The sequence below is a fragment of the Streptomyces sp. NPDC030021 genome (assembly GCF_055574035.1).
The window spans coordinates 103,418-127,824 of record NZ_JBVIAH010000018.1 but is presented as its reverse complement, the minus strand read 5'-3'; the positions used below and the strand labels follow the sequence as shown (position 1 = coordinate 127,824).

15 protein-coding genes and 2 pseudogenes are annotated in these 24,407 nt (G+C 72.1%); 4 read left to right on the top strand and 13 right to left on the bottom strand.

The window, feature by feature from the left end:
- Positions 1–423: 423 nt before the first annotated feature.
- From ACZ4YL_RS30330 to ACZ4YL_RS30320, 3 genes and pseudogenes are all read right to left on the bottom strand, one after another.
- A complete protein-coding gene (locus tag ACZ4YL_RS30330; protein WP_468121072.1) occupies positions 424–909 on the bottom strand; it encodes a gluconokinase in 486 nt (161 codons plus the stop codon).
- A 45-nt stretch (positions 910–954) separates the two neighbouring features.
- Positions 955–1,344, bottom strand: a pseudogene (locus ACZ4YL_RS30325) (cyclase family protein); the annotation flags it as partial.
- 71 nt (positions 1,345–1,415) lie between these two features.
- Positions 1,416–2,861, bottom strand: coding sequence for an oxygenase MpaB family protein (locus ACZ4YL_RS30320; RefSeq protein WP_468120985.1), 1,446 nt, complete (start codon positions 2,859–2,861; stop codon positions 1,416–1,418).
- 977 nt (positions 2,862–3,838) lie between these two features.
- On the opposite strand from ACZ4YL_RS30320, the gene ACZ4YL_RS30315 reads away from it, so the two are divergent.
- Complete coding sequence (locus ACZ4YL_RS30315) at positions 3,839–5,527, top strand: SWIM zinc finger family protein (RefSeq protein WP_468120983.1); 1,689 nt, start codon at positions 3,839–3,841, stop codon at positions 5,525–5,527.
- 184 nt (positions 5,528–5,711) lie between these two features.
- Here ACZ4YL_RS30315 and ACZ4YL_RS30310 read toward each other — a convergent pair whose 3' ends face one another.
- From ACZ4YL_RS30310 to ACZ4YL_RS30300, 3 genes and pseudogenes are all read right to left on the bottom strand, one after another.
- Positions 5,712–6,953 carry a PP2C family protein-serine/threonine phosphatase gene (locus tag ACZ4YL_RS30310; protein ID WP_468121071.1) on the bottom strand — a complete coding sequence of 414 codons (1,242 nt, stop codon included), beginning with the start codon at positions 6,951–6,953 and terminating at the stop codon, positions 5,712–5,714.
- Positions 6,954–7,419: 466 nt separating this feature from the next.
- Positions 7,420–7,533: pseudogene (locus ACZ4YL_RS30305) on the bottom strand (lipase family protein); the annotation flags it as partial.
- A gap of 538 nt (positions 7,534–8,071) precedes the next feature.
- A complete protein-coding gene (locus tag ACZ4YL_RS30300; RefSeq protein ID WP_468120981.1) occupies positions 8,072–9,637 on the bottom strand; it encodes an alpha/beta fold hydrolase in 1,566 nt (521 codons plus the stop codon).
- Positions 9,638–10,184: 547 nt separating this feature from the next.
- Here ACZ4YL_RS30300 and ACZ4YL_RS30295 point away from each other — a divergent pair.
- Together ACZ4YL_RS30295 and ACZ4YL_RS30290 are read left to right on the top strand one after the other, a co-directional pair.
- Positions 10,185–12,971, top strand: a complete 2,787-nt coding sequence (locus ACZ4YL_RS30295) for a SpoIIE family protein phosphatase (RefSeq protein WP_468120979.1) — start codon at positions 10,185–10,187, stop codon at positions 12,969–12,971.
- A 122-nt stretch (positions 12,972–13,093) separates the two neighbouring features.
- Complete coding sequence (locus ACZ4YL_RS30290) at positions 13,094–14,239, top strand: ABC transporter substrate-binding protein (RefSeq protein WP_468120977.1); 1,146 nt, start codon at positions 13,094–13,096, stop codon at positions 14,237–14,239.
- 113 nt (positions 14,240–14,352) lie between these two features.
- Here ACZ4YL_RS30290 and ACZ4YL_RS30285 read toward each other — a convergent pair whose 3' ends face one another.
- Positions 14,353–17,652: an AfsR/SARP family transcriptional regulator gene (locus ACZ4YL_RS30285; RefSeq protein ID WP_468120975.1), complete on the bottom strand. Its 3,300-nt coding sequence runs from the start codon at positions 17,650–17,652 to the stop codon at positions 14,353–14,355.
- A gap of 301 nt (positions 17,653–17,953) precedes the next feature.
- On the opposite strand from ACZ4YL_RS30285, the gene ACZ4YL_RS30280 reads away from it, so the two are divergent.
- Complete coding sequence (locus ACZ4YL_RS30280; RefSeq protein ID WP_468120973.1) at positions 17,954–18,214, top strand: hypothetical protein; 261 nt, start codon at positions 17,954–17,956, stop codon at positions 18,212–18,214.
- A gap of 13 nt (positions 18,215–18,227) precedes the next feature.
- Here the strand turns inward: ACZ4YL_RS30280 and hisC are convergent, their stop codons facing one another.
- The 6 genes from hisC to ACZ4YL_RS30250 are packed head-to-tail and all read right to left on the bottom strand — an operon-like array spanning position 18,228 to position 24,384.
- Entirely contained in the window at positions 18,228–19,322 is a 1,095-nt protein-coding gene (hisC, locus tag ACZ4YL_RS30275; RefSeq protein WP_468120972.1) for a histidinol-phosphate transaminase, read from the bottom strand.
- Between the two features lie 27 nt (positions 19,323–19,349).
- Positions 19,350–20,648, bottom strand: coding sequence for an ATP-grasp domain-containing protein (locus tag ACZ4YL_RS30270; protein WP_468120971.1), 1,299 nt, complete (start codon positions 20,646–20,648; stop codon positions 19,350–19,352).
- A gap of 26 nt (positions 20,649–20,674) precedes the next feature.
- Positions 20,675–21,514: a TauD/TfdA dioxygenase family protein gene (locus ACZ4YL_RS30265; protein WP_468120970.1), complete on the bottom strand. Its 840-nt coding sequence runs from the start codon at positions 21,512–21,514 to the stop codon at positions 20,675–20,677.
- Positions 21,496–22,773 carry an MFS transporter gene (locus ACZ4YL_RS30260; RefSeq protein ID WP_468120968.1) on the bottom strand — a complete coding sequence of 426 codons (1,278 nt, stop codon included), beginning with the start codon at positions 22,771–22,773 and terminating at the stop codon, positions 21,496–21,498. Before ACZ4YL_RS30260 ends, ACZ4YL_RS30265 begins: the two co-directional genes overlap by 19 nt.
- On the bottom strand, positions 22,763–24,175 hold the full coding sequence (locus ACZ4YL_RS30255) for an FAD-binding oxidoreductase (protein ID WP_468120967.1): 1,413 nt from the start codon (positions 24,173–24,175) through the stop codon (positions 22,763–22,765). The genes ACZ4YL_RS30260 and ACZ4YL_RS30255 overlap by 11 nt, the downstream gene beginning before the upstream one ends.
- Positions 24,172–24,384, bottom strand: coding sequence for a ferredoxin (locus tag ACZ4YL_RS30250; protein WP_382504798.1), 213 nt, complete (start codon positions 24,382–24,384; stop codon positions 24,172–24,174). The genes ACZ4YL_RS30255 and ACZ4YL_RS30250 overlap by 4 nt, the downstream gene beginning before the upstream one ends.
- Positions 24,385–24,407 lie beyond the last annotated feature (23 nt).

The window sequence follows — 24,407 nt, the reverse complement described above, 5'->3', positions numbered from 1 at the left end:
GCGGGCTGATTCTCAGCCGCCCAGACAAGCAGATCCTGGCCCGGGCGGCCGACGCGCCGCACCCGGGACGGCCACAGCCATCCGTACGGCTCAACCGCTCATGCCGGCCGCTCTGCGGTTCGGGCGGCAACGACTGCCTACCGCCTCTGGCCGACGGCGGCGCACATGGGTGCGATGCGTACTCATCCGGTTGAGCGCTGGCTCTTGGCCGTCGGGCTGGTCCTGCTCTATCGGTTCTGCACGCCGAGGAGCCTCGTGACTCCGGGGACCGGGGCCGAAGCGAGCGCAGTGACCGTCCCCGTAGGCGGCCTCCCGTAGAACAGCCGGTCGAGCCGGACGCGAGTGCGCACCGTGACAGAGCCGTACTGCCGTCCCCCTCGGAGCGGCGACTCGACGGGATTCGGACGATGCGAAAGGGGGTTCTCATCGGGTCGCCGGTAGTGCCTTCACCGCCTCGTCGACGATGGCGTGCGGGGTGGCGCCGGCGTACACGGTCGTCCCCGGCTCGACGCGTCGCAGTGGTTCGAGGGTGGTGTGCTGGGACTCCTCCAGCCGGGCGGGCATGAAATGGCCCGTGCGTCCGGCGACCCGTCGGTTCGCGGTCGCCTGGTCGAGCGCCAGGTGCAGGAACCAGACGCCGGCGCCCGCCCTGCGGAACTGGTCCCGGTACGTGCGCTTGAGAGCGGAGCAGGCCGCGACCCCGCCCCGGCCGGAGTCGGTGGCTTCCTTGATCCGGTCGGCGAGCGAGATCAGCCAGGGTCGGCGGTCCTCGTCGTCGAGCGGCCGGCCTGCGGCCATCTTGGCCCTGTTCGCGGCCGGGTGGGGGTCGTCCGCCTCCAGGAAAGGCAGCGAGAGCCGCTGCGCGAGCAGGGCGCCCACGGTGGACTTGGCCGATCCCGCGACTCCCATGACCACCACGACGGTAGGCACGTCGGGAGCGTGTCCATGATGCCCTCAGAGGACGGCGATCGGGGTGACCGGTGAGCCCGCGGCGTCCGGCAGCCGCAGAGGTGCGATGACGCACAGGAAGGACCAGCGCTCCTCCGCCTCGCAAGCCTGTGCCACTTCTTCGAATGGGAGGTGGTCCAGCAGGTGCAGGCCCATGGCTCGGATGGCCAGGACGTGCACGGGGAAGTCGACGCCTTCGGTGGAGCTCGGGGCGGTGTCGCCGTCGCCGTCGCCGCCGAGCACGGCGACCCGGCGGTCCGCGAGGAACTCCAGCGCGGACGGATGAAGCCCCGCGCGGGACTGTGCTGTGGGCCATGCGCCCAGTCCGGTACGGCACCGGCGGTGGCCGACGCGGACGAGCAGAAGGTCATCCTCGCCCACGCGGACGTGCTGGGCTCGGCCTCGCCGAGGTCGTCGCGCGAAAGCAGGCGCTGGTACCGGAGCCGGCCACTGATAGGCGGCTGCTGCTATGGGCGCCCGAGGAGTTGGCTGCCGGCCGTGTTGTCGGTGCGGGCGGTGAAGTAGTCGGTGAAGGCCTGGACGAATTCGGCTTCGGTGATACGGCCGTCTCCGTCGTGGTCGAGCTGGCGGAAGCCGTGGTTGAGTTCGGCGGGGTGGACCCGGGAGCCGCCGAAGATCGTGCGGTACTCATCGGCGCACAGGTGTCCGCTGCCGTCGGTGTCCACCGCGTGGAAGACCGCCCGCACCGCGACATGGAGACCCTGCTCAAGGTAGGCAGGCCCGGCGTCGATCCCGGTGAGCATGGCGGTGACGAACTCCTCGCAGGTCACCTGTCCGTCCTCGTCGGCATCCATGCCGGTCCGTAGCTGCTGCCACCAGGTCTCGAAGGCGGCGTAGACGGGAGCTTCGCGTTCCGGGGCGAGTTCGAGCGGCCAGCACACGTTGTGCGCCATGGCCTGCAGATCGGCCGAGGTGATGCGGCCGTCGCCGGTCTGGTCCAGGACCTGGCGGAAGAAGGTTCGCAGACGCGCCGGGCGGGAATCGGCACCCTTGCGGCGGCGTGGTGCGGGAAGCCGGACGGGGCTTGCCTCCGGGGCGGAAGGATGGTCGGTGGAGGCGGTCGGAGGCTGCGGAGTCGAGGGGATGCCGGCCAGCGGGGTGCGGTAGCGGCGGTGCTCGGGCAGCGTATTCATCAGCACGCGCATACCGCGGTGCAGGATGAGGGACAGCAGGGCCGCGCGGCGGGTGCGGGGCAGGCTGAAGCGCTCCCGGAAGGCTTGCGGCAGGTCCGCGATGGTCAGCGCACCGATCACATGGGCGGCCACCGTGCGTACAAGCGGCCAGGCCGGCTTCAGGCGGCCGAGGCGGCGGGGTGCGGGTGCTTCACGGAGCATGTCGAAGAGCAGGTAGCGCACGGGTTCGCTGTATTCGAGGCGCTCGCGGATGGTGCGGTCCACATACGCGGGCACGTCCGCGGCCGTGGCCGGGAGCAGGTCGTCGGACAGGCCGAACTCGGAACACACCGCACGGAATTCTCCGTACATCTGATCCAGTTCAGACGGGGCCAGCGGGCGTCCGGACAGTTCCCGCATCGCCGTCATGCACTCGTACAAGGTGACCAGCACCCACACCCGCACCGCCGGGTCCAACGCCGTGAACGGCCTGCCCTGCTCGTCGGTCCCGGCCAGACGGCGGTGCGTGCGCTCCAGACGGGCGACCTCACGTCGCAGCCCTTCACGGTCGGAGAAGAACAGCCGCTTCCCGCTGTCCATGGTGTGCTCGATGCGCCGCCACGGGTGGGCGCGATAGGTGGAGAAGTTGGTCATGCCGGCGGCGACTGCCGGATCCGCGGTCTGCAGAACCAGCAGGCGCCACGCCACCAGCCCGATCCGCCACTCCCCCAGCGTGCGGCGCAGCAACGAATCAGGACCAGGAAGATCAGCGGTAGCCAAGGGAACGTCTCCTCAAGCATGTGCACAGGAATGAACAAGGGACGACCGAAGAGCGATCATCCGGCTATCCGCCCAGCCCAACGGCCCTACCGGAATCCGGGAGCGGCCAGGTACCCGAATTCACCCATCAGAGACACACCTCGGGGCCACGTGTCCGCGTACACATGTTCTGGGGATTGAGTGCGGTTGTTTCCGCACCGCACGTTCGCCTCCCTCATGCACGAGCGGCGCGGCCAGGACCTCTATGAGGGGTGTACCTGGATTACCCAACCACTGGATCGGGCAGCCACGAGCGACCGGCGGACCAAGGTCTCGTGTCAGTTGCGGGCCTGCCACCAGTACACGAAGACCCTGCTCTGACCAGCAGGGCATGAGTCAAGTCGCCGCTGCAGAGCGGGCGGCCGGCGACATCGCCCACGGCCGTCACCGAGGTCGGCAACGGCGGGACGTGATCGGGACCGATGCTGACCCCTTGCTGCTTTCCTGACGCGCCAACAGACACGTATCGCGCCTCGTCCCGGTCCATTCCTCTGACGCGAAGCGGGCAGCCGGAGGCCACCTGCTACCGAGCATCGCCTGCAGGTCACGGCTCCACCCGCCGCCCCGGGAGAGGAGTTCAAGAAGATTTCAAGTTGGGCGGCGACTCTCTTCGCTCCCACACTCGTGGGCGCCATTGACGGCATGAACTTCGACAACATGCCGGAGCTGTTCCTCAGCTCTCGGCGAGCCCGTAGCGGCGGTGCAACCGGGCCAGTGGGGCGGGTGCCCACCAGTTGGCCCGGCCGGCCATGTGCAAACTCCCGCAGCAGAGAGATCGCCTCCGCATCACCGAGCAACCTTGCGAGCATTTCGGGCCAGTGCAGGTGCACGTTGTCCGGCACCGCCCCAACCAGGCGGGATCCACGGCGATCTCCGTCTGCCGGAGCATGGACCCGGTGCCCAGCAGTGAGGCGTGCCCTTGCGGTTGAATGAATCCCGTGACGCATGCTCTGGGTTTCACCGAGGAAGACCTGCGCCGACTGGCCGGGACGCGCTCCTTTGAGAGGGGGCTCGGCTATCTCTCCGCGGTGTCCCGGCTGGACATCGGGGTCGCGGTGATCACCGCGACCGTGGACGGCACCGACGCCTACGAGGTCGAGCTGACCCAGGACGAGGACGGCGGGCTGACCGGCTGGTGCGACTGCCCGTACGGACAGGACGGCAACTTCTGCAAGCACTGCGTGGCGGTGGGCCTGACCGTACTGGGGCAGACCGATTCCGCGCAGCAGCAGCGGTCGGCCGCCACCTCGCGTACCCGGCTGCTGGACACCTGGCTGGAGACCCGCACCCGCGAGGAACTGCTCGCCCTCGTACGGGAACAGCTCGCCGACGACCGTGACCTGCGTCGCCGCCTTGAATTGCGAGCGGCCACCTCCGGGCAGGACACCGTCATCGCCCGCGAGCGCATCCTGAGCCTCCTCGACACTCGCCCCTTCGCCCGCTATGGCTACGTCGAGTACGCCGACGCCCGCGCGTACGGGCAGCAGGCCGCGGAGGCGGTCAACGCCCTTCGCACGCTGACCGCGAGCGGCCAGGCCGCCGCAGCGGTGGAGGTGGCCCGCGAGGCGCTCCGGGCTCTGGGCCGTGCGTACGGGGAGATCGACGACTCGGACGGCCTGATCGGGGTCGTCGCCACCGGGCTGGCCGAGGCCCATCTGGAGGCCTGCCGCACTGCCCGACCCGATCCGGTGGAGACCGCCGAGTGGCTGGTGGGCCACCTGCTGGACGACGTGAACGACGCCACGGACACCGAGCTGTTCGACTACCGGGAGGTGCTGGGTGAGCCGGGCATGGCCCGGGCGCGCGAACTGGTGGTGGCCGCCTGGCGGGCCAACCCCAAGGGGTGGACACAGAAATGTCTCATGGAGCGCCTTCTGAAGGCGGACGGCGGCAGCGTGGACGCGCTGGTCGCCGTCCACGCGGCAGACCTCGCCCCGAACGGCCACACCCACCTGGTGATCGCCAAGGAGCTGGAGGCCGCGGGCCGTGCGGCCGAGGCCCTGGAGTGGGCCGAACGCGGCCTGCGGGAGGCCGAATCGGAGTGGGGACCGGACGACGAGCTGGTCACCCTCGTCTGCGAACGGTACGCGCGGGCCGACCGCCTGGCCGACGTGGTCGCGATCCGCCGAGACCTGCTGCAGGCCCGCCCCTCGCTGGCCGCCTACCAGCATCTGCGGACGGCGGCCCGGGCGGCCAACGCATGGGAGGGCTCCGAGCGCGCGGGCGCCCTGGAGGTACTGAGGGCGGCCGCCGAGCCCAACGACGGCCGCTGGTACGGCGGCTCGGCGCTGGTCGACGCGCTCATGGACGACGCCGACCTCGAAGCCGCCTGGCAGGGCGCCGCCGACGGGTACGCCGACCAGCGGCAGTGGCTGTCCCTGGCCGACCGGATCCGCGACAGGCGACCGGCCGACGCGCTGAGCGTCTACCTGCGCTGGATCGATCCACTGCGCCAGCAGACCGGTGACAGCACATACGAACGCATGGCGGAACTCCTGCTCAGCGCCCGCTCCTGCCACCGCGTGCTGGGTACCGAGGCCGAGTTCGCAACCTACCTGGCCGCCCTGCGCACCGACCAGAAACGCAAGCGGAAGCTGATGGCGACGCTCGACCAGCACGGGCTTTGAGTGGTTCCCGGCCGTCTCGTGGTGAGGCGGGAAGGCCGATCTGGCAGCGACATGGCCCTGGACGGCGGTGGTCGTCGGGTTGGCGGTCCACGGGTGCGCACTGGCCGGAGGTGTCGTGCTGCGAGCGGAACGTAACTGGTTTGCCGTGAGGGCTTCGGCACCGTTCGGACGGGTGGACACCGGCTCAGTCAAGAGTGGCGAGATGATCGGCGTCGCCCCCGCGCCACTCGATGAGGAACATGGTCGCGTCGTCGGTGGTGATGCCGCCTCGTTCCTGTTTCAGGGCGTGGGAGAGCGCGCGCACCACCCGCCGTACCCCGGTGTGGTCACGGACGACGCGGTTGGTCCACTCGATGAGTTGCTCCTCACCGAACTGCTCCCCGCCGGCCTGGTGCTCCTCGATCAGGCCGTCGGTGAAACACAGCAACCGGTCTCCGGGCTGCAGCATCCGCTCGCTGACCTCCGGCTGCTCACCGCCGAACCCGACCGGCAATGTGGTCGGGCTCTCCAGCCGGTCCACCACGGCGCGGTCACGGATCAGCAGCGGTGCCGGGTGACCTGCATTGACCCATTGCAGCCGACCCGTGGCGACGTTCAGACACATCATCTGCGCGGTGACGAAGTGTTCGTGGCCGAACTGTTCGTTGATGGCCTGGTCCATGAACGCATACACCTGGGACAGCCCGGTGTCGGCCCGTCGCGTGTGGCGATACGCGCCGATGGCCACCGTCGCCATCGTCGCCGCGTCCAGGCCGTGGCCCATCGCGTCGATCATGGCCACATGCAGGATGTCGCCGTTGAGGGCGTAGTCGAAACTGTCTCCGGCCGCCTTGTACGCGGGCTCCAGGATTCCGGCCACCTCGACCTGGGGAACAGTCATCGACAGCGGAGGCAGCAGCGACCACTGGATCTCGGCGGCCACGCTCATGGGGGCGCGGCGGCGGGCCTGGAAGAACAGGTCGGTGTAGGCGTCCTTGGTGACGATCATGTCTGCCACCAGACCGGCGAGTCTGCGTAGCAGCCGCCGGTCGTCGTCATCGACGCTGTCCAGCGTGACGGCCATCACCCCGACCTGGTCGCTGCCGTCGAGGAGCGGCAGATACATCCGCACACTGCCGTCCTGCGGCACCTCTACCGTTGTGCGGCTCAGGAACGACTCGCCGGCCGGGGAGCCCTCGACCGGTTCGGGGTCGCCGACCACCAGCCGCCGGCCTGACAGCGGCACGAGCAGCATTTGTTCATAGTCCTGCAAGAGGATCGAGAGATCCCGGCCACCGACCCTGGCCACCTCTTCGGCAACGAGCGGGGCGATCAACTGCGGCGGCATCTCGTGAGCCCGGTCCAGCAGCACGCCCAGCAACCGCTCGCCGAACCCCTCCGACCGGTCCACCCCGAACGTGCTCGACTTCCGCCCGTCTTCGGCCATCGCTGCGTGCACCCCTTCGTCGCGCCAACGCACCACCCCGGCACCCTCGGATCCGTCCGGCGGTCACCGAAGGGCCCGCTCGAGCCGCTCACACGGCCCGCACACCCGGGGCTGGGGCTTCTCGCACGACAGTGATCAACCCGTCCAGCCTGACACCGCCAACCGGCCCCAAGGGCCGATTACGCCAGAGGCGGCATGTCGCACCCGGTCGGAACAGGTGGCGCTGATGACAACCCTGGCCGCACTCCGCCGGGCGGTGTCAGGTGAGGTTCTTCTCCAAAGCCGCGACGTACTGCTTGACGGGGTGGTCGCGTACGGCGTCGGCGGCCGGTGCCAGGAGGTCCGCGGTCATGCCCTTTGCCCGGTCGGTGAGGGCGCCGAGCAGTGGCGTGGAGGAGCGGATGCGACCGGTGGAGTCGATGTAGCGCAGGGTGTTGACGTGGGTGTACGCGGGCTCGGGCGGGAGCTGGGGGACGATGTCGTTGTTGTTGACGAAGCGGTGCAGCCGGTCCTTGAAGCCCTTGTTGCAGGCGGCGGCCAGCAGCCGGTCGCAGGTGCGGGGCTGGCCGAAGGTGTAGATGCCGTCCGCCTGCAGGCAGGGCTCCTCCAGGCGTTCGTTCTCGCCTCACGGAGCGATCTCGAACTTCGGGGGCTTGACGTCCTTGAGGCAGGCGGTGTCCGGGGCGGCCGGGACGTTCCAGGCCCCGCAGTCCGACCGGAGGAAGGGCAGTTGCGGCGCCTGGGCCGGTACGGAGGCGGGGAAGGCCGGGTAGGCTTCCCGGCCGGCCCGGACGGCCTGGGCCCCGGTTTCGTACGGCGTCCACTCGCTGCAGAAGCGATCGCCCGTCCGCCCGGCCTGGCCCGGCTCTCGGGCACGGTGAGCGTTCCGCAGCGGGCCCCCTGCAGTTCGGGGATCGGCTCCGGCGTCTTCGGGCAGGGGCCCGGCTCGTAGCGGGCGTCCCCCACGGTGCGGGCGACCGTGCCGCTCGCTCCTGCGGGGCGTCTCCCCTTGCGCGTTCGCGGGCGCCGCGAGCAGGCCGGTGACGAGGATCCCGGTCGCCGCCGCGGCCGACCTGGAGCGCAACCGCCGTACGTGTGGGCGTGGCATCTGCCCACCGTCACTTCGGGGTGATCGTGAACGGTTCCCATCCGAGGCCCGCCACGCAGCCGGTGTCGGGCGCGGTCGGACGGGTGAGGAAGGACGCCAGCACCTTCTGGGCGCAGGGCGACTGCGGGACCACCCAGTGCCCGATGCCGGGGATCTGCACGGTGGTCGAACGGGGCAGCTTGCGGGCCGTCTTCTGCGCCCAGCTCGCCCCGGTCTTCATGTCGCCCGTCCCGTTGACGAAGAGCGTCGGCACCGAGCTGACGGGCGCCGCCCGCACCGTGGCGGTGCGGTCCGGGACGTTCCAGACACGGCACACCTGATCCTGGAAGGCCAGTTGAGGTGCCTGGGCCAGGACCGGGTCCGGCCAGTCGGGGAAGGCCCGGCGGCCCGCGTTCAGCACGTCGGACGCCGAGTGGTCCGGCACCCACTCGCTGCACACCACCGAATTCGTCAGACCGTGGGCGGTCTGGCCGACCACCTGGACCGAGCCGGCGGCGCGGGCCCGGGCGAAGCGCTCCGGACGGCCGCGGGCGAGTTCGTCGATCGCCGCCGGGACCTCGGCGAACGGGATCGCCTTGGCCACCAGCAGGTTCACCAGCGCGCCGCCGTCGAGGACGACCTTCACCGGGTCTCCGCCCTGCGGCGGCTCGACGTTCAGCGTCAGCGGATGGGCTTCCAGCTTGCGCACCTGCTCGTTCAGGGTGCGCTCCAGGTCCGGGTAGCGGCTCTTGCAAGCCGGCTCCGCCGCGCAGGCCTTGTAGAGGTTTTCGAGGCCCTCCCGGGCTCCGGCCCAGGCGAAGGGCAGTGAGACGTCCTGCGGAGGGGCGATGGAGTCGAACGCCACCGCGCGGATCCCCTGGGGGTGCAGGCGCAGGTAGGTGAGGGCCAGGTTGCTGCCGTAGGAGTGGCCGTAGACGTTCCACTGCTTGATGCCGAGCGCGGTGCGCAGGTCGGCGAAGTCGGCGGCGTTCTCCGTGCTGTTGTAGGCACTGAGGTCGGTTCCGCCGGCCGTCAGGCGGGCCCGGCACTGCTTCACGGCGTCGAGCATCAGCTTCTCCGTCCGCGGTGCGTAGGAGGGGAGGCCGACGGACGTGGCGTAGAAGCGGTCCAGCTCCGGGCAGGCGAGGCCGGGCTCGTCGTAGAGATTGCCGCGCTGGGCCATGACGATCAGTTCGCGGTCCCGGTTCAGGCCGGAGGAGACGAGGAACGGGATGTCGTCGAAGGTCTCGCCACCGGGGCCGCCCGACATGAACACCACGGGGTCCTGGGCGGGCTTCGCCGAGGCGGCCGGGATGACCGCCACCGCCAGCCGGATGGTCCGGCCGCCGGGACGGGCACGGTTCTCGGGGACCTCCAGGAATCCGCACCGGGCGGTGGCCAGCGCCACGATCGGCTCAGGCGTCCTGGGGCAAGGACCCGGCACGAAGCGTGACGCGACGACCCCGGCGGGGCCGGGGACGGGGACGGTGCCGGCGTTCCGTGGGGCGGCGCCCGCCGCTGTCGGGCCGAGTGCCGCCAGGAGGGCCAGACCGGCCCCGGCGACCGCCATCCCGTCGCGGTAGCTGTGCTCTGCCATGTGATCCCGTTCCTCTGCCGATCGACGGCCGGCCACCGGGCGACGCAGCGGCGGTATGGGCGGAACGCACGTAATCGACGTTACCGGCTGGTCCGGACACGTGCACACGGACGGCCGCCGGCCACACACACCGCGCCCTCGCGGAGGCCTGGAGATCCCTCCTCCGTCGCCGGCCGCGGGCGTCTGCCGGAGGGGAGCGGGCACCGGACCGGGGTGTGGATCGCCGACCTGTCCCTGCGAAGTCACGTGCCCGCTCGCGCCGGTGACGGTTACCCGGACGCTCCGGCGGGCCGGGACCGGTCTCAAGCCTCGCAACGACTCGACGGAAGTGCGGGACATGGCGGTCACCGAGACACCCCCAGGACGCCCCCTGTCGGGCCACCGGCGCGGGGAGCCGCTCCGCACGGGTGACCGGTGACCCTGCGTAAGGCCAGCCCGCGGTCGGCCGTCCCCCCGGTCCGCCCCGCTGCCGACGGCCCGCAGAGGTTGGAGGATGGAGTATGAGCAAATTCCGGGAGCACTCCGGCGCCGGCTGCTCGGTTCAGCCATGAGCTCCTCCGCTCGCGCTCGGTCTCCTCGTTCAGGGCACCGCCGAGAGCGCCAGGATCACGCCCCACACCCCGAGGGAGGGGCGCGGCGGCCACAGCGTCTTTCCTCCCTGCTGAGCGTGCGCAGCGTGGCCGGCGAGGTGTTCCTCCTCCAGCTGGCCGTCGTGATCCTGCTCGTCGCCGCCGCGGTCGTGGCGCTCGTGGTGCAGGCCCAGAGCTCCGCCATGCTGGACGCCCGGCACCGTACCCTCGCCGCCGCCGGAGCGTTCGCGGAGTCTCCGGGGATCGTCGCCGCCGTGCGCAGCCCCCACCCCAGCGCGGTGCTTCAGCCGAGCGCCCAGGCTGCCGGGAAGATCGCCGGAGTCGACGGCATCAACGTGTACACACTCGACGGGGTCACCCTCGCCCACAGTGACCCGCGGCAGATCGGCAAGCGCGTCGTCGGCCCCTTCGCCGAGGCGGCGGCCGGCAAGTCCTTCACCGAGACGTTCACCGGGTCGCTGGGGAAGTCCGTGGTCTCGGTGGTACCGGTCAAGGACGCCGACGGGAAGGTCATCGCCATCGTCTCCTCCCCGGTCACGGTCCAGAACGTCCAGAGCATGGTCAACGGGCAGCTGCCGGTCGTGCTCGGCACCGCAGCCGGCGTGCTCGCCCTGTCGGCGGGCGGGACGGCTCTGGTGAGCCGCCGGCTGCTGCGCCGGACCCACGGCCTGGGACCGGCCGAGATGACCAGCATGTACGAGCACCACGACGCGGTGCTGCACGCGGTGCGCGAGGGCGTACTGATCATCGGCGGCGGCGGACGGCTGCTGCTGGCCAATGACGAGGCGCGGCGGCTGCTGGATCTGCCGGCGGACGCGGAGGGGCTCACCGTCACGGACCTGGGTCTGGAGGAGGGGATCGCCGATCCGATCGCGTCGGGCCGTTCCGCGACCGACGAGCTGCACATGGCGGCCGATCGGCTGCTGGCGGTGAACATCCGGCCCACCGCCCCCTACGGGAAGGCCGGGACCGTCGTCACGCTGCGCGACACCACCGAGCTGCGGGCACTCGCCGGCAGGGCCGAGGTGGCTCGCGAGCGGCTGAAGCTGCTGTACGACGCGGGGGTGCAGGTCGGAACGACGCTGAACGTGGAGCGCACCGCGGAGGAACTGGCGGAGGTGGCGGTCCCGCGGTTCGCCGACGTGGTCACGGTCGACCTGCTGGACCCGGTGCTGCGGGGCGAGGAGCCGCCCGAAGTGATCACCGAGATGCGCCGCACCGCCGTCGTCGGTCTTCGGGGCGACCACCCGCTCTCACCCGCTGGCGAGCTGATCCGGTTCGGGCCCACCGGGCCCATGGCCGCCGGGCTGGCCGGAGGCCGTGCGGTCCTGGAGGCGGACCTGCGCGCCAGCCACCACTGGCGGGCCCAGCACCAGGCCAACGCCCTGCAGATCCTGGACCACGGCATCCACTCCCTGATCGTCGTACCCCTGCGCGCCCGGGGCGTGGTGCTGGGCATGGTGGGCTACTGGCGGGGGCAGGACTCCCCGCCGTTCGACGGGGAGGACGTGTCCTTCGTCGAAGAGCTGACCGCCCGGGCGGCACTGTCCGTCGACAATGCCCGCCGCTACACCCGCGAGCACGACATGGCCGTGACCCTGCAGCGCAGTCTGCTGCCCCGGGGCGTGCCGGAGCAGTCCGCCGTCGAGGTCGCGCACCGCTATCTGGCCGCCCAGGCCGGGGTGGGTGGTGACTGGTTCGATGTCATCCCGCTGCCGGGCACCCGGGTGGCCCTGGTGGTCGGCGACGTCGTCGGCCACGGTCTCCACGCCGCCGCCACCATGGGCCGCCTGCGCACCGCCGTGTACAACTTCTCCACCCTCGACCTGCCCCCGGACGAGCTCCTGAGCCACCTGGACGAGCTGGTCGCGCACATCGACACCGACGGCCAGGAGTGGCAGGGGATCACCGGAGCCACCTGCCTGTGCGCCATCTACGATCCCGTCTCGGGGCAGGTGACCGCCGCCTCCGCCGGGCACCCGGGGCCCGCTCTCGTCCGCCCCGACGGGACCGTGTCCTTCCCCGAGGTGCCGGTCTCCCCGCCGCTGGGCCTGGGCGCGGGTCTGCCCATGGAAACCATGGCGCTCACCGTGCCCGAGGGCTCCCGGCTGGCGCTCTTCACCGACGGCCTGATCGAGAGCCGCGACCGTGATCCGGACGCCGGCCTGGCAGCGCTGCGCGCCGCCCTGTCCGGGCCCGCCCGCACCCCGGAGGAGACCTGCGCCGCGGTGATCGACGCGATGCTGCCCTCCAGGCCCAGCGACGACGTCGCGCTGCTGGTGGCCCGCACCCGCCTGCTGGATCCGGCGCGGATCGCCGAATGGGACGTGGCCCCCGACCCCGCGGCCGTGTCCCCGGTGCGCAACGCCTGCGCCCGCCGACTGGCGGAGTGGGGCCTGGAGGACATCTCGTTCACCACGGAGCTCATCCTCAGCGAGCTGATGACCAACGCCGTCCGCTACGGCACCGAGCCCATCCGGGTGAGGCTGCTGTACGACCGCTGCCTGGTCTGCGAGGTCTCCGACGGGTCCAGCACCTCCCCGCACCTGCGCCGGGCCGCGGACACCGACGAGGGTGGCCGCGGCCTGTTCCTCGTCGCGCAGTTCGCCGAGCGCTGGGGCACCCGCTACACCGATCGCGGCAAGATCATCTGGAGCGAGCAGGCGCTCCATGAGGGGGACGCACCGGCCTCGCCGGACCTCGGGGAGGCGCTCCTGGCCGCGTGGGACGACGAGGGGTTCTGAGAACGCGCCGCTACGACAGCCGCAGGGAAGACGGCGGACACCACGGCCCGGGACTGCGCCGCCGGGGCTGCCGAACGTACGCTGGCCTCGATCGGTACGCGACCGCCCGTTATGGAGCCTTTGTGCCCGCACCCCGTCTCCGGACAGCCTTCGTCGCCGCCCTCCTGGCCCTCGCGGTGGCGCCCCTCGGCGCCTGCGGTGACAAGCCTGTCGCCGCACCGAGGGAACCCGCGGTGGCCACCTCCGCCGCGGACGCCGGCGGCATGGCGGCACTGACCGCGGCGGCGAAGAAGGAGGGCTCGCTCAATGCGATCGCCCTCCCCCGTGACTGGGCCAATTACGGCGCGCTGATCGACGGCTTCGAGAAGAAGTACGGGATCAAGGTCAGGGTGGAGAACCCGGAAGGCACCAGCCAGGACGAGATCGACGCCCTGAAGGAGCACCGGCGCGACGGCAGCGCCCCCGACGTGATCGACGTGGGGGGCTCGTTCGCCCAGTCGGCGGCCCGGCAGGGCCTGCTCGCTCCGTACGAGGTGGCCGCGTTCGACCAGATCCCCGAGGAACAGAAGGACAAGCACGCCCGCTGGTACAACAACTACGGCGGCTACATCTCGATCGGCTGTGACGCCAAGCGGGTGAAGACCTGCCCGTCGACCTTCGCGGACCTGCGCAAGCCCGAGTACAAGGGCCAGGTCTCGCTCAACGGCGACCCCACCAAGTCCGGCTCCGCCTTCGCCGGCGTGTACGCGGCGGCCCTGGCGAACGGGGGGTCCTTCGACAACATCCAGCCGGGAATCGACTTCTTCGCCGAGCTCAGCAAGAACGGCAACTTCATCCCCGTCCCGTCCTCACCGGACACGATCGCGAAGGGCCAGACCCCGATCAGCATCGACTGGGACTTCCTCAACCTCGGATACGCCGACCAGTTCCGCGAGAAGGGGGTGGACGTCGACTGGCGGACCGCCATCCCCTTCGACGGCAGCTTCGCCGAGTACTACGCCAACGGGGTGAACAAGGACGCCCCGCACCCTGCGGCAGCACGTCTGTGGCAGGAGTACGTCTTCAGCCCGGAGGGCCAGAACCTCCGGCTCGGCGCCTATGCACGCCCCGTCCTCATGGACGCCATGAAGGAGGACGGCACCCTCGACAAGGCCGCCGCGGAGAATCTGCCGACGGTCGAGGGCACGCCGACGTTTCCGACGGAGGAGCAGCGCGAGAAGGCGAGGGAGACCGTCAACCGCAACTGGGCCAAGGCCGTCCCGGGCTGAGGGACAGTCTCTCGGCTGTGCAGAGCCGCAGGGCAGCGTCCGTACACCTCGGACCCTGAGCTCGTGGACCGGCGCCGGTGCCCCCATGGCGGGTACGGCGCACCGGCTCCGGCTCAGTGGCGGACCAGATCGTCGTATGCGTTCACCGGTACGCCGACCGCTGTGAGAATCCTCAACGCCTCCTGCCCCGTGGGCCCGGCGGTGGCGTCTCCGCGGGCGTGGAGGGAGCGGCTGAGGGCCGCGAGGGTTCTGGCTTCGCCGAGCCGGTGGCCCGTCAGGCGGTGGATGGCCAGTGCCTCGTGGCCGAGCCTGACGGCGGCCGCGGACCCCGCCGGTGCCGACCCCGCCAGCTCGCACATGACGGTCAGGGCCTGGCCCTCCACGACGCGGAAGGCGTGCTCGCGGGCCAGGGTCAGCGCCTGCTCGGCGTGGCGCCGGGCCTCGTCGCCGGAGCCCAGGAGGTGGTGGGTGAGGGCGAGGCCCAGGAGGCTGTCCGCCTCCGTCCGTCTGCTGCGCGCCTCGCCGGCGAGGGCGAGGGCCTCGGTCCCGGCCCGGAGCGAGGCGTCGGAACGTGCCAGTTTCCGGTGGGCAGCGGCGACCGTGTTGAGGATTCCGGCCTGAATCCATCGCCGTCCCACCTCACGGACCATGGAGAGGGCGCGCTCGGCCTGTTCCAGAGCCTCATGGGGGTGACCGAGCTCGATATTGATCTTCGCGACGGCGTCCAGCATCATCGCGCGGCCGTTGCGGTACCCGCCGCGTCCGTCGCCCGTCGTGCGCGGACCGAGAACGCGGAGACCGTCGGCCAGCCGGCCCAGTTCCCAGTACACCCCGCCCAGGTTCTGCAGAGCCAGGCTGTCGTCGCTCCAGCCGATCTGCGCGTTCCTGCCGATGGCCCGTTCGAGGTGATCGGCCGCCTCGTGCAGTCGCCCGAGATCTCGGCAGGTCACACCGAGGCCGACCAGCGCGAGGGCTTCGAGGTGGAGGTTCCCCGCCTCACGTACGGTCCGCAATCCGGCGGAGAGGTGCTCGTGCGCGTCGCCGAGGCGCGCCATGCTCATTTCCACCAGTCCTGTGCCGCCGAGACCGGCCGCCTCGCCCGTCGCCCAACCGAGGTCGCGGCTGATGTCCCGTACGCGTGCGTGGTGGTACAGGGCCTGCCGGGCGTTCCCCCGGTCCCACTGGATGATCCCGAGGCTGCTGTGCATCGCGGCCTCGCCGTACGGGTCACCCTCGGCCGTGGCCGCCTCCAGCGCGGTCCGGACGTCAGCCTGCCATGTCGCCCGCGGCAGGTGGAGCCAGAAGTGGCCGAACAGCGCGGCGGTCAGGTGCCAGGCCACCGGACGGGGGCCGTGCCGGCCGGCGTGCCGGACGACAGCGAGGAGGTTCCGCTGTTCGGCCTCCAGCCACTGTGCGGCTCCTGCCGGGGACGGCAGGTGCCGTTCCCCGCCACGGGCGAGCGGTCCGGTCAGTTCGGGGAAGAGCCAGGTCCCCGAGGCGGCGCGGGCCGCGTGCACGTACCAGATCAGGAGTCGTTCCAGCGCGGCGTCACGATCCGCCGCGGATTCCTCCACCTGAGCGCGCTCCTGCGCGTACTCACTCAGCAGATCGTGGAAACGATATCGGCCCGCGGTCTCGGATTCGATGAGATGGGCGGCGGCCAGGGTGCCGAGCAGGCGTCGGGCCTGGTTCAGGGGAGAGCCCAGAAGGGCTGCCGCGGCCTCGGTGCTGAACTCCGGCCCGGGGAAGAGGCCCAGGAGCCGGAACAGGCGACGCGCCTCATGCCTCAGAACTCGGTACGACGCGCAGAAGGCGGCCCGCAAAGGCGAGTTGTCCTCACCCTCCGGATCCAGCGCCCCCAGCCGGTTGCCCTCGGACATCTCGCCGGCCAGGTCGGCCAGGCTCAGCCCCGGATCGCCCGCCAGCCGGGCGGCGGCCAGGCGCAGCGCCAGCGGCAGACTGCCGCACAGGCGGATCAGTTCTCCGGCCGCGGCCGACTCGGCGGAGAGCCGGGCCGCGCCGAGGGCCTCGCTCAGCAACGCGTGGGCCTCGTCCGGCCGGAGGAGGCCCAGCGGCAGGGGCCGCGCCCCGTCGCGGACGACGAGATCGCCGAGCCGGTTGCGGCTGGTGACGATGACGCAGCAGGTGGGGCTGCCCGGGAGCAGTGGCCGGACCTGCTCCGCCGAGGCCGCATTGTCCAGCACCACGAGCAGGCGCCGGCCGGCCAGCAGGGTCCGGTACACGCGGGCCTGGTCCTCGTCGTGGGACGGGATCTCCGACGCCGCGAGCCCCAGGCTGCGCAGCAGGACCTCAAGGGCCTCATGGGGCTGGAGGGGCTGGCGATCGTGATCGAATCCGCGCAGGTTCACGAAGATCTGGCCGTCCGGAAAGCGATCACGCACCTGGTGCGCCCAGTGCACGGCGAGAGCGGTCTTGCCGATGCCCGCGGCGCCGCCGATCGCTGAGATGACCACCGTGTTCGCCGGGCGGTGGCCCGGGCCTCCTTCGGACGGAAGCAGCGCGTGCAGACGCACGAGCTCGTCGGTGCGGCCGGTGAACCCTGCTATGGCGTGCGGCAGTTCGGCGGGCGCGGGCACCGGCGGAGCGCCGGCGTGTGCCGGACGCATCGGTGTATCCGCCACCGGATCGTTGCGGAGGATGCGCCGGTGGAGCGTCTGCAGCTCCGGCCCCGGGTCGACCCCCAGCTCCTCGGCGAGCCGTTTGCGGAGGCGTTCGTAGTAGTGGAGGGCTTCGGCCGATGATCCGCATCGGTGCAGCGCCGTCAGCAGCTGCCTGGCGATCCGTTCGTCGAGCGGGTGCCCGGCCGCGACTTCACGCAGCCGCGGGAGGATTTCCTGGTGACGCGCCCCGCGTAATCGCACCTCGTGGTACTGCAGCGATGCCTCCACGCGTTCGCTCTCCAGCCTGGCCCGCGTCCCTTCCGCCCATGGGCCCGTCAGCCCTGCCAGTGGTTCGCCGCGCCACAGCCCCAGGGCCCGCTCCCAATGCCCGGCCGCCTTCTCGTCGTTGCCGGCCTCCGCCGCACGGGCCTGGCCGACGAGTCCGCGGAACCGGTACACGTCCACCCGCTCGACCGGGACCTGAAGCATGTAGCCGCCGGAACCCCGGTCCAGACGCACGCCTGCCGCGTCCGCATCGGCCTGCCGCAGTGCGGCGCGTAGCCGGGTGACGTAGCCGTAGAGAACGTTACGTACGGAAACGGGTGGGCCCTCTCCCCAGACCCGGTCGATGAGGGTCTCGATCGGCACGACCCGGTTGGCCTCGGTGACGAGCACCGCCCAGACGCAGCGCTGGCGAGGCCGACCGAGGTCGATGTCCCGGCCGGCTGCCCGAGCGTGTACCGGCCCCAGCAACCGGATGTCCACCGATCTGTCCCTCCGTCGGTACGCCATGGGGTGAGTGACCGTGGAGGAGTCCAGCCTCCCGGTCGGTCCATACTCCCGGCCCCGTGACCTGCACGTCCAGGTTTCCTCAACATTCCGTGATCTTCCCGTCGCCAAGCTGACGGCATCACGCGGGCAAGTACGCCGGATCCACCGCCTCGGCACGGCCCGGCACACGCGTGACACGGGCTGCCGTCCGCCGGTCCCGGGGGGAACCGGCGGACGGCGCCCCTCTCCCACAGGGAGACACCGACGATGCCCGCGCATCGAGCACCCATCCACCCGCACCACGGACAGCGAGGAGAGCCCCGTGCGCCGCGTCCACCCGCCGCACCACACCCCGCCCGACCCGCCGGATCCCGCGCCCCCGCCCGCCCGGGCGCCTGCTCCGCGGAACTGCACCGGCCCGGCACTCGTGGTCGTCTGCGTGTCCGCCGGAACCTGCGCCGTCCTCTACATGCTCGCCCGGGTCCTCGATGCCGCCGGCGATGCCGCCGGCGCGCTGGCCACCGTCCCGGCGGGTGGCATCCTCACCGGCATCGCCGTGCAGCTCCTGCGCAAGCGGTCGTGACCGGCCCCGGTGTTCATCTGCCGGCGCTGTGGCGAACGCACCGCCCACGGGCGCCGCCGGACCGGTAGCGGTCGGCTGCCGAGAGGAAGGCGTCGTTCTCCTCCGGCAGCCCGACGGTGACGCGGACGCCGTCCCCGGGGAAGGTCCGCACGAGCACTCCGTGGCGGGCGCAGAAGTCGGCGAAATCGGCGGCCTCCTCCCCCAGGGGCAGCCACACGAAGTTGGCCTGCGAGGGGGTCACCGGGTGGCCGTGACGCGTCAACCGGGTCTGCAGCCGCTGCCGTTCGCGGACGATCGCCGCGGAGCGCGAGCGCACCTCCTCGGGGCGGTCGAGTGCGGCGAGGGCCGCGGCCTGGGCGAGCCGGCTGACCGCGAAGGGGACGGCCACCTTGTGGACGGCGGACACCACGGCCGGCGCCGCCACGCAGTACCCGATGCGCACGCCGGCTAGCCCGTACGCCTTCGAGAAGGTGCGCAGCACCGCCACGTTCGGGCGGTTCCGGGCGAGTTCGACGCCGTCCGGCACGCCGGGGTCGTCGACGAACTCCCGGTACGCCTCGTCCAGTACGACCAGGATCCGGTCGGGGAGGCGGTCGAGGAACGCGCGCAGCTCGCGGCCCCGGACCGCCGTCCCGGTGGGGTTGTTGGGGTTGCAGACGAAGACGACGCGGGTCGCGGGGGTGACCGCCGCGAGCATCGCCTCCAGGTCGTGCCGGTGGCCGGCGTCCAGGGGGACGGTGCGGGCGCGTACTCCGGCGACCCTGGCGAAGACCGGGTACGCGTCGAAGGACCGCCAGGCGCACAGGACTTCGTCGCCCGGGCCGCAGTAGGCCTGGATCAGGTCGCGGCACAGGCTCACCGACCCGCAGCCCACCGCGATCCGCTCACCCGGGACCGCCAGGTCGGCGGCCAGCCGGGCGACCAGCGTGTCGGAGAACCACTGCGGGTAGCGGTGACCCTCGACGGCGGCGCGGGTGATGGCCTCGACCACGGCGGGCGGTGGCGGCAGCGGACCCTCGTTGGAGTTGAGCAGGACGGCGTCGGGCGCCGTGCCGGGAATGTTGTAGTCGGGGACGGTGGCCAGATCGGCTCTGATGGCGACACCCATGGGGCTCCTCGGCGTGTGCGGGCGCGGTCAGTTCGGGGCGAGGCGGAACACGTCGTCGGCCAGCAGCCGGATGCGGCGGTGGTCGGCGAGGAGCCGCTCCGGGCTGTCCCCGGTCAGGAAGACCCGCAGCGGGCTGGACAGCAGGTCGGTGGTGGGCCGCATCCGGCCGCCCGGGGCCAGCCGGGGCACCGCCAGGTGCACGGTGTCCAGGGCGCGGATCCGGGCCAGGGCGTCCTCGTCCACTGCCTCGACGAGACCGCTGCGGGTCGTCCGTACGTGGACGACGACCCCCTCGTGGTGCTTTCGGTACAGGGTGTCGCCGGGGTGCCCCCGCCGGTACTCCTCGGGGCGTACGCAGGCGAGTGCGAGCAGGTCGGCCTGGTTCCCGTCGAGGCACGCGTCGTGGTGGCCCGGGTCCATGATGCCGTCGAGCCGTGCGCCCACCTCGACGAGCACCGGCCCGCCGGCGGTCATCATGATCTCCGCGTGGGCGGCACCGAACCGGATGTCCAGGGCGTCGAGGACGGTGTCCAGGTAGGTGACGAGAGGTTCGACCACCGGCGCGCCGGGGTCGATCAGGACGTCCCGGTCGTAGACCGGCCGGGTCCCGACGAGGGTCTTGTCGTAGCGCCAGACCCCGCACACGTGCCGTGCGCCGCCGGGGCCCCTGATGACGTCCACGATGTACTCGGTGCCGTCCAGGAAGGACTGGGCGAGCAACTCGTCGTTGTGCCGGCCGAAGATGTCCGGGCTGCCGAGGATCTCGGCGGCGGCGGCGCGGACATCGTCCGGGCCGCCGCAGATCGAGACCTTGTCCGTGGAGGCCGAGCTGAGCGGTTTGACGACGACCGGGTAGCCGGTGGTCCGCGCCCAGGCGAGCACCTCCTCGACGTCGCCGGACTTCAGCTGGTCGGCGCAGCGGATGCCGGCGGCGCGCAGCGCCTCGATCATGCGGTACTTGTCGCGGCGCAGTGCGGAGGTGGCCGACGGGTTGCCGGGCAGGCCCAGCAGCTCGGCCGTCCGGTCGGCCGGCGGGACCCCGGTCTCCTGGCCGGGCAGCACCCCGCAGGGGTGGTAGGAGGCCAGCTCCTTCACCGTGCGGGCGGGGTCGGCCGCGTCCTGGACCACGTTGGCCAGGTACGGGCGCAGGTCCGGCGGGGGTACGCAGTCCAGGAACTCGGGCGTGCTCTGCAGGTGCACGACGTCCGCGCCGAGCCGGCGGAAGGCGGCGGGCAGGTACTTGCCGACCGAGTAGCCGTCGACGATCACGCCGACGGGCGCGGCGCCCCGGTGGCCGACGGAGGTGGAGGTGGAGGCGGAGGGCATTGCGGATCCCTTCTTCGCGGGCGCGCTCACGCGGCGGCGACGCTGACGCGGTGGACGGTCCGGGAGACGCCGGGCGGCAGGTCGGTGGCGACGTGGTAGGTGGTGGCGGTCTTCCACAGCAGCAGGTCGTGCGGGGTCCACTCGTGGGTGTACGTCCGGTCGGGGTCGGCCAGGAGGGTGTCGACGAGGTCGAAGAACTCCTCGTTCTCGTTGGCGTCGAGGCCGACGACGCGGTCCATGTAGGCGCGGGCGGCGTACAGGAAGCGGCGGCCGGTGTGCGGGTCGCGGCGGACGACGGGGTGTTCGACGGCCGGGTACTGGCGGGCGACGAGGGCGCGGACCTCGGCGATGGACAGGCCCACGTGCTCGGGGGCGATGCGCTGCTGCTTGGTGAGGGTGTGCAGCCCGATGCGGTCCCACAGCAGGTCGCGCCACTCGTCGGGCAGCCGGTCGTAGACGTCGGCGGCGCTCGCGAAGACGGTGTGGCCGTGCCCCTCGGGCACATGGACGCCGTGCAGCACGGTGTAGGCGGAGGGGTCGGCGTCGAAGGAGGAGTCCTGGTGCCAGAAGTGGCCGACCCGCTCGATCCCGATCGGCCGGCCGGCCTTGCGCTCGTTGGACGAGACGAGGATCTCGGCGAACTCGGGGTGGCGCCAGTCGGCGAGCAGGAAGGGAACGGGGCGGCCCATGCGGGCGGCGAGGCCGATCTGCTGCTGGGGGGTGAGTTCGATGCCGCGGACGACGACGAGGTCGCGCCGGTGCAGGGAGTCGACGACGTCGGCGAAGACCTCGGGGCGGGTGAGTTCGGTGTGGGTGAGTCCGGTGTACTCGACGCCGATGAAGGGGGTCAGGTCACGCTTGTGCACGGTTCCTCCTTGTGCCAGGTGTACGGGTGGGTGCGGGCGGCGAGCAGCAGCAGGCAGGCGGCGCAGACCGCCGCTCCGGCGGCCGCCCACGGGGCGCCCGGGTGGCCGGGGGCCGAGAGGTGCAGGGCGAGTTGCGGGGCCGCGATGAAGGCCAGGTTGACGCCGCCGGAGAACAGGCTCATGGTGCGGTCGGCGGCCGGGCCGGAGAGCCGGCTGACGTAGTCGAGCAGTCCGGGGAAGACGACGATCTCCCCGGCCGTCCACACGAGGGTGGCGAGCACCAGCTCGGGACCGGTGTCGGCCAGGGCCATGAGCAGGAAACCGGCGCCCGCGAGGGCGTAGCCGCTCAGCAGTGTCGCCAGGTGTCCGACGCGTGCCATGCGGATGTTGAGCGGGACCTCGAACAGGACGATCCCGACGGCGTTGACGGTGAAGACGGCGCCGGCCCAGTAGCCGGGCAGGCCGAGGCCCACGATGACGTAGGCGCCGACGAAGACCGAGGGCAGCGCGTAGGCCAGCTGGATGGGCAGCGAGAGGCCGAACACGGTCCAGAACCGGGTGCGTTCGGCCGCCGTCGGGCGGACGGTGCCGCGCGCGGCGGCCTCCTTCCCCGGACCGCCCCCGCCCCCGCCGGTGTCGGTGTCGGTGTCGGTGTCGGTGTCCGCGTACGGTCCCGCACCGGCCGGCCGGTGTTCGCGGCGCAGGTGCAGGAACGCCGCGGCCGCCAGGACGCACGCGGCGTTGGCCCAGAACACGGAGTACGGGTCGAACGCGTAGAGCAGGGCCCCCAGGAGCGGGCCCGCGGACAGGCCGAGGTTGATGGCGAGCCGGTAGCAGGAGAACGCGACCTTGCGCTGCTCGGGCCGTGACCCGGCGATCGTGGCCGCGTAGGCCGCCGGGGTGACGATCTCGTACGCGAACCCCCACACCAGCACCCCGGCGGTGAGCGCGGGCAGGCCGTGCAGCAGCGGCACCACCGTGACCGCGGCGGCGCCCAGCAGGAAGCCGCCCCGCATCAGCGCGTACGGGTGCAGCCGGCCGAGGAGCCGGCCGGCGGCCAGGTCCGCGGCGAGGGCGCCGACCCCGAAGGCGGTGACGACCAGGCCCGCCCCGGCCGCGTCCAGGCCGCCGCCGCCCAGCAGGTGGGGGGTGAGGAAGGGGTAGGCCATGGTGCCGGTGCGGAAGAGCAGGGTGGTGAGGAACAGGGTGCGCAGGGGCGGGGCGAGCCCGGCCACGGTCCGCAGGGTCTCAAAGGGCACGGTGGGTCCCGGCCGACCGGCGGGCGAGGACGGCGCCGGGGTTGAACAGGCCCGCCGGGTCGAGGGCGTCTTTGAGAGCGCGGTGCACGCGCAGCGCCACGGGTCCCAGTTCGCGTTCCAGCCAGTCCTGTTTGAGCTTGCCGACTCCGTGCTCGCCGGTGATGGTGCCGCCCAGGGACAGGGCGAGGGCCAGGATCGCGTCGAACGCCGTCCGGGCGCGGGCGTACTGCTCGGTGTCGGCACCGTCGTAGAGGACCGTGGGGTGCATGTTTCCGTCGCCCGCGTGGCCGACGACCGCGACGGTGAGCCCCGCGTCGGCGCCGATCCGCGTGCAGCCCTCGATCAGCTCGGCGATGCGGGTACGGGGCACCGCGACGTCCTCGGTCATGCAGGCGCCCCGGGCTTCGAGGGCGGCGAGGCTCACCCGGCGGGCGCGCAGCAGCAGGGCACCCTCCGCCGCGTCCTGCGTGGCGTGCGTGTACACCGCGCCCGCCTGCCGGAACACCCGTTCCATGTGGTCGAGTTCGGCTTCGCGGGCGGCTCCGGGCGCGTCGGACTGGCACAGCAGCAGGGCCTGGTCCCCTTCGCCGACGAGCTCGGTGCCCAGGTAGGCGGAGGAGGCGCGCAGCGAGGTCGCGTCCATGATCTCCATGAGGGAGGGAACGAGGCCGGCCCGGACGATCCGGTTGACGCTGGCGCCGGCCTGGGCCACCGAGTCGAAGGCCGCGATGACGGTGCCGGGCGCGGCGGGCAGCGGGCGCAGGGCGAGGGTGGCCCGCGTGATGACGCCGAGGGTGCCCTCGCTGCCGACGAGGAGGCGGGTGAGGTCGTAGCCCGCGACGCCCTTGACGGTGCGGCGGCCGGTGCGCAGGAGGGTGCCGTCGGCGAGGACCGCCTCCAGGCCGAGGACGTAGTCGCCGGTGACCCCGTACTTGCCGCAGCACAGGCCGCCGGCGTTGGTGGCCAGGTTGCCGCCGAGGGTGCACGTGTCGAGGCTGGAGGGGTCGGGCGGGTAGTACAGGCCGTGGGCGGCGGCGGCCGTCTTCAGGTCCTGGTTGACCACGCCGGGCTCGACGACCGCGAGCCGGTTGTCCGGGTCGAGTTCGAGGATCCGGTTCATCCGCGTCGTGGCCAGGACGACGCAGCCGTCGACGGCGTTGGCGGCGCCGGTCAGGCCCGTTCCGGCGCCCCGGGGGACGAGGGGGACGCCGGCCGCCGCGCAGGCCCGTACGCATGCCTGTACCTGCTCGGCCGAGGCGGGCAGGACCACGGCGAGCGGCCGGCCGTACGGGGCGAGCGGCATCATGTCGTGGGCGTATCCGGTGGTGGCGTCCGGGTCGGTGACCAGGGCGCCGTCGCCGTCGAGGGCGGAGCGGAGGGCGTCCAGGAGGGCGGCGGTCATACGGGCCGCCCGTCGGCCCCGGTGACGAGGATCGCCTGGGCGGGGCACAGGTCGGCGGCTTCCAGGACGGCGTCGGCGAGGTCCTCGGCCGGCTCCGGGTCCAGCAGCAGGACGACGCCGTCGGCCTCGTCCTGGTCGAAGACCGTGCCGGCGGACAGGACGCAGTGGCCGGCGCCGACACAGCGCTCGGGATCGAGGGTGACCTTCACGGGGTCGGCTCCTTCGGGGCAGG

What these genes read in the sequence shown, in the direction of transcription:
- ACZ4YL_RS30270 (WP_468120971.1), bottom strand. Translation starts at nt 20,648, where the DNA reads ATGCCCTCCGCCTCCACCTCCACCTCCGTCGGCCACCGGGGCGCCGCG.
- hisC (WP_468120972.1), bottom strand. Translation starts at nt 19,322, where the DNA reads ATGGGTGTCGCCATCAGAGCCGATCTGGCCACCGTCCCCGACTACAAC.
- ACZ4YL_RS30300 (WP_468120981.1), bottom strand. Translation starts at nt 9,637, where the DNA reads ATGGCAGAGCACAGCTACCGCGACGGGATGGCGGTCGCCGGGGCCGGT.
- ACZ4YL_RS30310 (WP_468121071.1), bottom strand. Translation starts at nt 6,953, where the DNA reads ATGGCCGAAGACGGGCGGAAGTCGAGCACGTTCGGGGTGGACCGGTCG.
- ACZ4YL_RS30330 (WP_468121072.1), bottom strand. Translation starts at nt 909, where the DNA reads ATGGGAGTCGCGGGATCGGCCAAGTCCACCGTGGGCGCCCTGCTCGCG.
- ACZ4YL_RS30295 (WP_468120979.1), top strand. Translation starts at nt 10,185, where the DNA reads ATGAGCTCCTCCGCTCGCGCTCGGTCTCCTCGTTCAGGGCACCGCCGA.
- ACZ4YL_RS30255 (WP_468120967.1), bottom strand. Translation starts at nt 24,175, where the DNA reads ATGACCGCCGCCCTCCTGGACGCCCTCCGCTCCGCCCTCGACGGCGAC.
- ACZ4YL_RS30285 (WP_468120975.1), bottom strand. Translation starts at nt 17,652, where the DNA reads ATGGCGTACCGACGGAGGGACAGATCGGTGGACATCCGGTTGCTGGGG.